Annotated in this window: 8 protein-coding genes; 4 read left to right on the top strand and 4 right to left on the bottom strand. The window is 42.3% G+C overall.

Annotated features, from left to right (window positions below; genetic code table 11):
* The first annotated feature begins 246 nt into the window (after positions 1-246).
* Positions 247-1,203 carry an ABC transporter substrate-binding protein gene (locus IEW82_RS02965; RefSeq protein ID WP_188688799.1) on the top strand — a complete coding sequence of 319 codons (957 nt, stop codon included), beginning with the start codon at positions 247-249 and terminating at the stop codon, positions 1,201-1,203.
* Between the two features lie 771 nt (positions 1,204-1,974).
* On the top strand, positions 1,975-3,192 hold the full coding sequence (locus tag IEW82_RS02960) for an MFS transporter (RefSeq protein ID WP_188688796.1): 1,218 nt from the start codon (positions 1,975-1,977) through the stop codon (positions 3,190-3,192).
* 51 nt (positions 3,193-3,243) lie between these two features.
* Here IEW82_RS02960 and IEW82_RS02955 read toward each other — a convergent pair whose 3' ends face one another.
* The 3 genes from IEW82_RS02955 to IEW82_RS02945 form a co-directional block, all read right to left on the bottom strand.
* Complete coding sequence (locus IEW82_RS02955) at positions 3,244-3,567, bottom strand: heme oxygenase (RefSeq protein ID WP_188688794.1); 324 nt, start codon at positions 3,565-3,567, stop codon at positions 3,244-3,246.
* A 472-nt stretch (positions 3,568-4,039) separates the two neighbouring features.
* Complete coding sequence (locus IEW82_RS02950; RefSeq protein WP_188688791.1) at positions 4,040-4,606, bottom strand: NADPH-dependent FMN reductase; 567 nt, start codon at positions 4,604-4,606, stop codon at positions 4,040-4,042.
* Between the two features lie 13 nt (positions 4,607-4,619).
* Entirely contained in the window at positions 4,620-5,678 is a 1,059-nt protein-coding gene (locus IEW82_RS02945; RefSeq protein WP_188688788.1) for an LLM class flavin-dependent oxidoreductase, read from the bottom strand.
* Positions 5,679-5,922: 244 nt separating this feature from the next.
* Between IEW82_RS02945 and IEW82_RS02940 the strand changes: the two genes are divergently transcribed.
* Complete coding sequence (locus tag IEW82_RS02940) at positions 5,923-6,270, top strand: winged helix-turn-helix transcriptional regulator (RefSeq protein WP_188688786.1); 348 nt, start codon at positions 5,923-5,925, stop codon at positions 6,268-6,270.
* A gap of 858 nt (positions 6,271-7,128) precedes the next feature.
* Here IEW82_RS02940 and IEW82_RS02935 read toward each other — a convergent pair.
* Positions 7,129-7,896 carry a TetR/AcrR family transcriptional regulator gene (locus IEW82_RS02935; protein WP_229672214.1) on the bottom strand — a complete coding sequence of 256 codons (768 nt, stop codon included), beginning with the start codon at positions 7,894-7,896 and terminating at the stop codon, positions 7,129-7,131.
* Between IEW82_RS02935 and IEW82_RS02930 the strand changes: the two genes are divergently transcribed.
* Positions 7,895-8,539: a peroxiredoxin-like family protein gene (locus tag IEW82_RS02930; protein WP_188688781.1), complete on the top strand. Its 645-nt coding sequence runs from the start codon at positions 7,895-7,897 to the stop codon at positions 8,537-8,539. The genes IEW82_RS02935 and IEW82_RS02930 overlap by 2 nt on opposite strands.
* The last annotated feature ends 10 nt before the right edge of the window (positions 8,540-8,549 follow it).

Below are 8,549 nucleotides of genomic sequence, written 5' to 3'. Positions count from 1 at the left end.
CTACGATGTATTTGCTCTGGTAGGCATACATTTATGATAGAGTGCCTCTTCTTTTTTGGCTAGGATTTTGTAGAAATACCACCGAGAACTATTTTACACATACATGCTTATTCTGCATTATTGCATTATTTTGCAAAACACTATTTACTGAGATTGTCATTCTTTTTAAATGAATGATATTGACAGGTGAGTTGATAATGATTATCATTTCCAGTATAAACTATTTAGTGCTGTAGGAGGACAAAAATGTCATTATTTAAGAAAAACCTACTATTTGCAGCAGTCATTTGTTTGGTCCTAGTATTCACAGCTGCTTGTGGAAACAGCAAGGACTCCAATTCAGGTGGTAAATCTGCTAAAGATGAACCTAAAGAACAAACATTGACTGATGCTAAAGGGAAAGTAACGATTCCAACGCATCCTAAAAGGATTATTGCTCCGTATTTAGAAGATGCGCTTGTTGCCTTAGGGGTCAAGCCTGTTGCGCAGTGGGCCATTGGTGATACAGTTCAGGATTACTTACAAGATCAACTGTCAGACGTGCCTAAGATTGAATGGAATTTACCTTTAGAACAAGTGATGAAAGATAAGCCTGATCTCATCATCTTCAGCTCACCAGGCGCCATCCAAGAGGGTCAATATGACAAATATAAGAAAATTGCCCCTGTTTTCGTTTATAAGGATGCCACCTTTGCAGATTGGCGTAAGCAGTTGACCACAATGGGTCAAATTCTTGGCAAAGAAGACGAGGCCAAGCAAAAAATAAGCGATTATGATAAAAAAGCAGCCGACGCGAAAGCAAAAGTGAAAAAAGCCATCGGTGATGACACCGTCGCTGCAATTTGGGTTAGTGGAGGCAAGTATTATTTGTTTGAAAAGGATCGGTTTAGTGCCAAAGTGCTCTATGATGATTTAGGAATCAAAGCACCTAGCTTAGTGGAGAACCTACCGGCGTCACAGCCGCAGTGGAATCCGATTTCACTAGAAAAATTATCAGGTCTTGACGCGGATCATATCATCCTTGTAGGACCAAAAGGCGACCCAGGCTTTAAAGCTTTAGATAGCAGTAATGTATGGCAAAGCCTACCAGCAGTCAAAGCGGGTCATGTATCCACATTTAATGATCCAAGTAACTGGACAGTCAACGGCATCATTGCTTCTGAAAAAACAATGGACAATGCGGTCAGTGCATTAACAAAATAAACGTATATAAAGGCGACTCAGATTGCATTCTGGGTCGCCTTTTTGCTTAAGTAAGTCAAAATAACCTTGCGCTCCCCCTGCGCGCCTCGGACAACAAGGGAAGTAAGAAGCATCTAAGGTGAAGGCAAGTTCGGACAGCCGAGGGAATAAGAAGCATGTGGGCGTTCGAAGTAAAGGCTTGTCGAACTCTAAAAGTAACTAGATTCAACAGTCGCCTCTAGTAAAGATAAGGGAAACGCGTTGTTTGTAACTAAAGTGTAAGGGGGTGGAATAATATGACAAAAATCTGGTGAATTTTACTAAGATAACCATGATAAATCCATAGCATAGTTTTTGAAGCTGCACCACTCGCAAGTCGAGCCCCTGCCTCATTACCTCTTTTACACCGCCTATAAGGCTTTAATCTTTAAGTGTTTGAATAGATAACTCATAGAATGATAAGAAATAAAAAACGAATGGGATTTTTAGAAAATGAAAAAGGAGTAAAAAAACCCACTTGCATAAGTCATGATCTGTTGTTAGAATGCTTTATAGTTAGGTAATCTAATCATATGGAATGGGAATGCGATTTCCTTTCAAAGATAGCTTCATGTGTGACATGGTGTCTTTTCATTATGAGAACAAGAAATGCTGGGTGTTGTCGGCTATTATGCATAGTGACAAGCTTTTATATATAGCTTCTTAAATCATTTAATGATTTCGGCAACTGGTAGTATAATAGATGTGTTTTAGTGCAATTATCATATGAATGTTTAAAGGACGTGGCTTTATTTGCTTCTAGCTAAAGATTCAGTTCTAAGGTATAGATCTTTCCCTAATTTTTTAGGGGCACAAATCTTTTCTTCTACCTCCTTTCAAATGCTTTCTGTGGCGATTGGCTGGCAAATGTATGCCTTGACCCATGATGCCTTCAGCCTTGGCTTTGTAGGACTGGCACAGTTTTTGCCGATGGTTTTACTGACCTTAGTCGCGGGACATGTTGCTGATCGCTTTGATCGCCGCAAAATTGTCTTTTTATGTCAGATGATAGAGGGCTGCACAGCTGCATTGTTATTGGTAAGCAATTTAGCAGGTTGGATTGATAAGACCCATATTTTAATAGCGGCAGCGATCATTGGTGCTTGCCGTGCTTTTGAGGGGCCATCCTTTTCAGCACTGTTGCCCCAGGTGATGCCTAAGGCTATTCTGCAACAAGCGATATCGTGGGTAACGTCAGCAGGACAAATGGCTCAGATTTTAGGTCCAACTCTTGGCGGGGTGTTGTTTTCAATCGGTCCAAACTTTGTTTATGCAGTAGCCACTGCTGCTTTAATCAGTGCGGGTGTTCTTACATTCTTGATCCATGTGGAACGCCGTGTGCAAAATACGGAACCAGTATCGCTTCGCTCTGTCTTTTCGGGGTTGGTTTTTGTGTATCAAAATCCAATTATTTTGGGTACTATCTCTCTAGACCTTTTTGCGGTATTGCTCGGTGGTGCAACAGCACTTCTGCCGATATTTGCTCAGGATATTTTGAAAGTGGGTCCATGGGCTTTAGGGATCATGCGCACGGCTCCAGCTGTGGGGGCGTTATTAATGTCATTTCTATTGGCGTCATTTCCAATTAAAAAAGCGTATGGCCCTACCCTATTTGGTGCTCTTGGCATTTTTGGTTTGGCAACGATGCTCTTTGCGATTTCAAAGAATTTATATGTTTCCTTATTCGCCTTACTCCTCATCGGTGCCTCTGATGTGATCAGTGTAGTTATTCGTTCATCGCTTGTCCAGCTGCAAACGCCTGATGAGATGCGCGGTCGAGTGAATGCGGTCAATTCACTTTTTATTGGCACATCGAATCAACTTGGTGAGTTTGAGTCAGGAATGGTTGCTGGGTTCATTGGTGCCGTACCTGCTGCCTTTATTGGTGGATTGGGGACGCTTGCCGTTGCTGGCCTATGGATGTACCTTTTTCCATCGCTCAGGCGCCTTAAATCTTTGGTCAAAGAATAATGTGAGGTTAAAAGTCCCCTTTCTAAGTTGGTAGAAAGAGGACTTTTTATTTTATTTCGGAAGGGCTTCAAGTGTTGAAGCGACCGCGTATGTAGTGAGCTCACTTCCAAGAATAGGTGAATCTCCCTTGTCTCCCTTTGCCCCTTTATGTGCTTCTTTGAAGGCATCGCTATTTTTCCAAGCCGTAAAGTCTTCGAAGCTTTCCCAATACATATTGATATTCAGCTCATCATATTCGGATAGGTTCTGTGTGATAAGGACTTCAACTTTTACAAAGCCCTTCATGGTCTGCAGCGCTCCTGGCTTAGTAAAGGCAGGAGCCATTTTTTCAGCAAAACCTAGCTTAGTCTTAATGCGATTGGTCACAACAATCATAAGCGTATCCCCTCCATTGTTCCTATTTGCTTTCATTGTCCCGCAGATCAGGAGTAAAAGTCAATGTAGGGGATTTAAAAACAATACAATAAAGCGCGTGCTTCATCGTTTCCCGTAGTTGCTGACTGTTTAAATGGTTTTTCAGCCTGTTTAAATAAAGAAAACAGCTGGATAAAAAAACAAAAATAGGAGCCAAAAAGATAAGGAGAACAGAATTGTCACTGTGATAAGTCATCTTAGGCATTGTCATATCGTTGATCCTACCAATTGAAAACCAACATTTTCTCAAATGGAATGCTTTTAATAGACTACTCCATTGTGGTACTTTTGATTGTGGTCTGTGCTGACGTTACGCTTTTATTAGTTGCACAAAGGAATTAAGTGCGAAGCGTAGGCTGTATTTATATTCCTTTAGCATAAAAAAGCCCTGTACAAAACGGGTCTGCACAGGGCTTGGTAGTGAATACGAGCACTAAAATCCATACTCAGCTTCTTTGGCTTCGCGGATTTTGGTAAAGGTTTCAGTTAATACAACGGTGTCTTCCACTAAACGCTGGATGCGGAACAGGACATCATCGTTAATGATCTCTTTGCGGTGAAAGTCCTTCTCTTCTATAAACACATACGTTTGCACGATCTGAGCCTTCATATAGGCCAAAATGGGTTTTAATTGCTGCTCTGCGATGAGATAATGCTTTGATGAACCTGCAGTGACGAGAATACTCACCACTTTATCCAGAAAGGCATCGACAGGAAGCAAGTCAAAAATATTCTTGAGGGTTGCGGGAATTGAAGCCTGAAAGATTGGCGTTCCAATAATAAGTGCATCGGCTGCCATAATCGTTTGAGTGACGTAGCCGGTATCCCCCTCGTATTCTAGATAGTTACGACCATCGCTGAACTGAAGGTCATAGTCTGCTAAATCAATCAAGGTCACTTCTGCATCGGGAAACTTCTCGGTGAGCGTTTTAATGGCATAATCCATTGCCGTTCTTGTTTTCGTCCCCATAATGGAACCAGACAACCCAACAATTTTCACGTTTTACCACTTCCTATTTTTTCGCTGTGTATTTTTTAATGGCTGGTATAATTTCCGTTCCAATGATTTCTATGTTTTTCTGTAACTTGTCAAAAGGCACACCGCCAAAGTCAATCTGAGCAATATAACGTTGGTGGCCGAACAATTCGTGCTGATAAAGGATTTTTTCAATAATTTCTTGTGGACTGCCGACGTTCATAATATTATGTGGGTCCGCACCTTGTGCGAAGTGCTGTTTTGGAAAGCCCTGCCCGTTTGTACGCTTCATCCCTTCATTTATATGAGGATAATACTCACTTAACGCCTGTTGTGTGGTATCTGCCGCATAGAAAAAGCCCGCCGTCGCTACTGGAAGCTCCGAGGGATCAAAGCCGTTACGACGTGCAGCTTCTCGATAGGCATCGATCGTACGTTTGAAAACCGTTGCGGGTCCTCCTAAGTGAGCCATGAACATGGGAACCCCTGCATAGCCGGCTTTAATGGCACTCGTTGGTGTACCGCCCACAGCTCGCCAAATTGGCAGTGAACCATCGACAGGTCTTGGAAGGACCTTGGCGTTTCTGAGAGGTGCACGATACTCCCCACTCCAATTTACCACTTCTTCTTCATTTATTTTTAATAAAAGCTCAAATTTCTCCTCAAACAGCTCTTCATAATCTCTCAAATTATATCCCAATAAATCAAAGAGGCCTACTCTTGAAGCTCGACCAGCAATAATCTCGGCACGACCTTTGGAGATCAGATCCAGCGTGGCAAAATTCTCATAGACACGGACCGGATCGGACGTGCTAATGATGGTAGAAGAGCTTCCGATGCGCATCTTACTTGTGGCTTGGGCGATAGCGGAAAGCACGACCGCATGGGCTTGAGTGGCGAAAAATTCTTGATGACTTTCACCGATACTAAAAAAGTCAACGCCAGCTTGTTCAGCTATTTTAGCGTACTCAATGATTTCATGGAGGCGCTGTTCAGCAGAAATTCTCTCCCCTGTTCTAGGATCAGGTAAGTGATCTCCCAAAGTATAGATACCGAATTCTAGTCCTTTACTTGGGTCAATATGATATTTATCCATGTATTGTTCAACCTCTCTATTGAAGTAGTATAGTTAGGGTATTGTTGTCTGGCTGTAGTGTATGTGTATTGGGGACCATGAGTCGTGACGCTCTTTAATTTAGACTTAGTTTGAATCAAATCAATCATTTTACACCCGTCAAAAGACCCAATGTAATGTTATTTTAAATGATAATCATATAAAATATAAGTACAAACTTCAAAGTGCTATAGTATACAAAAAGATACTATTGGGAGGAATAAAGATGGATATAGAACCAGATTTGTGTCGCGTGGAGGATGCTTTGGGGATTTTAGTTGGCAAATGGAAGCCGATCATTTTATTGTATTTATTAAAGGACGGCACTCAAAGATTCAGTGAGCTTAAGCGCAGTGTGCCTGGCATCACACAGAAAATGCTGACAAAGCAGCTTAGGGAACTAGAGGAAGAGGATATCATTGAACGCGTCGTCTATCCACAGGTTCCACCGAAAGTAGAGTATACAATAACGGAATATGGGAAAAGCTTAAGCCCCATTTTGGAAGCCATGCATGAATGGGGAACAAAACACACATTGCATAAAAGACAAAAAGCGAATAGGAAAATATTGTAGTGTTTCTAAGGCCAATACAAACAGTCTGTTCAAGGATTGAAGGTATAGGCCTTCTTTCATCCTATCAGAATGTATAACTTCGCTGACACGCATAAAGGAAGAGAGTATAAGGCGGGCTTTGACTTTCGCCATTAAAGTTTGCGGGCACCCAAAGTGTGTGATGTACAAAAATCACATCAGGAGTACCAGCGAAGGGGTGCAAGCCAAGTTTTCTAAAAAGATCAGAAGGTATAAAATTTCTGATCATGAGGACGGTGCGCGATTCCGCTTCAGGCCGCTCGCTTTTCGCGGGGGAGTGGTAAACCTCCTCGCGCCTTCGCACTGCTAAGGTCTTACCGCTCTCCCACTTCCCGCAGGACTCTAATCTCCGCATCATGAGTCAGCGGCGCCCGAGGAACACACGATTTTAGAGTGTTCCGAATCTCGTGCCTTGCGCTCAAATCCACTTATCATGCAATGAAGCCTCTTTCATATTGGATGATGCTCTATACTAAGGACAAGAACCGGGCATGCTTTTCACCCGTTTTTTCTTATGGAAGGCTTACACTACTTTTTGCATGTCAGGTAGCCTTTTATACAATATAGACAACTTTTTAGGTTATTGCTATTTTGGGAAGTTAACGGTGAAGCGCTTAAGCAATTGGATCTGAACAAGTCGGCTCTATTACGAAGAGGCACTCTGTCTCCGACTTACTATAAAGTTTATATAGAATAAAAAGATCCTAAAAATGATATGGACCCCAAAAGTTAGATTGTAACGCTAACTCTTGGGGGAGCAGTACATAAAGAGAGCTTTCTGGGTGAAGTCTGTGTAATACCTTGTGCTCTAATAAGTAAAAGTTACACTTCCTCCTTTTTTCAGATTGTAAACGTACCGATATGAGCGAGCATGGCGTCCAGACCGGCCTTGAGGGGTCGGGTTTCTTTATATACCTGTGTGAGAAGCAGTCCGCCTTGAAGTGCAGTTAAGAGAGCGAGGGCGAGATCATCTGGCTTGGCTTCGGCTTGAAGCTCGCCGCGAGCATGCATCGTCTGCAGGCCATTACGAATGGATTGTTCCCACTTCATGAAACCAGCCGCCAGTTCAGTGCGGGCTTCTGGTTCGGTATCTGATAATTCACTCGCCAGTGAGCCGATCGGACACCCGCCTTGACATTGACGTTCAATTTGCAGCTGTACAATTGCATCCCGCCAAGATTTTAGAGCTTCCATGCTATCAAGATGGCTTAGAAATGGCTCTTGAGCATTCAGGACTTGCTCTGTTTGATAAACAATCACGGCCTTAACCAGCTCACGCTTTTCTTTGAAATAGTGGTACAGCTGAGAAGCGCTCACCTTGGCTTCATTCTGTACATCCTCGACACTCGTCCCGGACACGCCACGCTCAAACATCAATTGAGCGGCAGCAGCAATAATACGAGCGCGGGTTTCTTTTCCCTTTTTCGTTAAACGGCGTTCATTTTTCTTATTTTCTACTTGTTTTTCCATAGCCATAGTATAACAAATTGGAGCCGGTAATCCAAAATCAAAAAAATGGAGTTGACAATCCAAAAAAATATAGGTATGATAAAGGAGGAGTAAAAGTGGAGTGAACAATCCAAAATAAAAAGGAGAGTGTTTGATCATGCTTTTACAAGAGCAATTGAATGAAGCGAAGCATGCCTTTATGGCCAATGCCCCAGAGGATCTTCAATCCAAAATTTTTCAACATATTAAAGAGCTACAAGAATTAGGTGTTAACTTTGGTTTAATGGATGGCGATAAGGCACCGAACTTTTCTCTAACGAATCCCCTTGGCGAACAGGTGACTTTATATGACGAATTGGCTAAAGGTCCTGTAGTATTAGCCTTTTACCGTGGAGGCTGGTGCCCGTTTTGTAATGTTCAGCTTCGTTCATATCAACGCATTCTCCCTGATATTCAAAAGTATGAGGGGCAATTAATTGCCATTAGCCCACAAAGTCCTGATAATACGCTGTCCATGAAGGAAAAGGCGGAATTAACTTTCCAAGTGCTCAGTGATCCAGAGGGTAAGGTGTCTGGAAACTATAAGGTACTATTTGAATTACCAAGGTACCTGCAGGCTGCCTTTAAGGATGCCTTAGATTTAGATCTTGCGGAATATAATCAAACAGCTCGCTGGATTCTACCGATTCCTGGAACATTTATTATCGATAGAGAAGGCATTGTACGGGCTACACATGTTGATCCAGATTTTATGAGCCGCATGGAGCCGCAAGCCATTATTGAGCAATTACAGAAGCTCTGATTAAAAAATG

It is taken from the genome of Pullulanibacillus camelliae, assembly GCF_014642655.1.
Taxonomy (GTDB): Bacteria; Bacillota; Bacilli; order Bacillales; family Sporolactobacillaceae; genus Pullulanibacillus; species Pullulanibacillus camelliae.
This window is presented reverse-complemented; position numbering and strand designations above follow the sequence as displayed.